The sequence below is a fragment of the Bacillus zhangzhouensis genome (assembly GCF_000715205.1).
GTDB classification, from domain to species: Bacteria; Bacillota; Bacilli; order Bacillales; family Bacillaceae; genus Bacillus; species Bacillus zhangzhouensis.
Genome location: NZ_JOTP01000062.1, coordinates 1 through 1,520 on the forward strand (window position 1 = coordinate 1; position 1,520 = coordinate 1,520).

Genomic DNA, 1,520 nt, shown 5'->3' on the forward strand with positions numbered 1-1,520 from the left:
TATTCAGAATGCTGGTAAAAGGACTTCCTCATCAAACCCATATTACGGAATTATCTTGATGGATGGGGTCAAAGATTCAGCAGTACGCTTCAACAAAGTGCGCGGAAAAAAATGCAGATACGCGATGTATTTTACTAGCAAGTGTTCTCGTATTCAGCATTTCGGCAATCGACTTAAAGGAGCTGGCGCAGAAGGTTCTTTAAAAGACAACAGCGTTGATCCTATTAAATCATTTGAAAATGTAATTTGAGTGAGGTGATAACAAATGATTCATAAGAACGGGCCTATTGGTTTTGATGTAAACGCATATACCAGTTCGAGCGTATCAACCAGCATAAATTTTTGGACGCAGGATCGTCAGACGGCAAGGCTCATTTTCAAACTCACGAAAGATGGCGTACCTTTGCCTCTAGCAGCTGTCACAGGAAAACTTGTATTAGTTATGGCCGACGGCAGCCGATTCATTAGAGACGTAACGATAGTTGATAGAGTGAATGGTCACGCCGAGTACGTTTTATCAGATCAAGAGATCAAGCATTATGGAAATGTACAAGCTGAGCTGAATTTGTATTATACAAATGATCAATCTATGTCCGTGCATCAATTCTCTTTCCATATATCTAAATCTCTTATAGATCAAGACATTGTGCCGATCACTGAGTATTATGTTGATGAATTTGAGGATTTAAGAGCAAAGATAAATGAGCTTTACGAAGAGTCTATACAAACGATTGATGATCTGAGGGCCAAGTTCGAGGACTTGGAAAAGATCGAAACAAAGGAAGGCGCGCAGTCTAAAGCAGATACGGCGCTTGCAGCAGCTAAAAAATACACGGATGCTCACGCGGAAACACCTGCAGGTGCCAAAGATAAAGCAACGGCAGCACTGGAAGCAGCAAAAGAATACGTCGATCCGCACCTTGAAAACAAAAAGATTCACGTAACAGAATCAGATAAAAACAAATGGAATAATGGTCAGTTATACAAAATGACGCAAGATTCAGGTACTCGTAAATTGATACCTGATGGTGCTGACTTATTAACATTACCGCCGGGGTTGTATTACGGGATTAACAACAGACTTCTTAACAACCCCGATCCAACTGATACAGGATGGTTTAACTATGACATATCGGAAAGTAATTCGGGACGAAAAATGATTATAGCTGTAGCGAGCTATAAAAACACGATGTGGTTTAGCACCGTTCATACCGACGGGACTTTCCGAGGGTGGAAACGAGTCCTCACAGACGCTGATACTGTTACTTCGTGGAAGGTCCCCTCCCTATCCAAAGGTTGGAAGCAATATGTATCATCGGATGGATTTCCGCACACGTTACGTTATTCAAAAGATGCCTTTGGAGTGGTGGAGATCATGGGATCTATTACTGGTGGGGTGATAGGTGATAGATTCTCACACCAGCACAGATGGCTTTTGGTATTCTGATATTCGTATCGAAAACAACGATTTTGAAGATACGACCGAGTACGCAATATCAGGAAACAAATGGGAAGACGTT

The 1,520-nt window shown here is 41.6% G+C and carries 1 protein-coding gene and 1 pseudogene; both read left to right on the forward strand.

Features of this window, described 5'->3' with window-relative positions; genetic code table 11:
- Nucleotides 1–250, forward strand: a pseudogene (locus tag BA70_RS20465) (right-handed parallel beta-helix repeat-containing protein); the annotation flags it as partial.
- 15 nt (nt 251–265) lie between these two features.
- Entirely contained in the window at nt 266–1,447 is a 1,182-nt protein-coding gene (locus BA70_RS18685; RefSeq protein ID WP_051691201.1) for a BppU family phage baseplate upper protein, read from the forward strand.
- Nucleotides 1,448–1,520 lie beyond the last annotated feature (73 nt).

Bases quoted from the DNA above. Each gene is read 5' to 3' on its own strand.
- BA70_RS18685 (WP_051691201.1), top strand. From the start codon at position 266: ATGATTCATAAGAACGGGCCTATTGGTTTTGATGTAAACGCATATACC.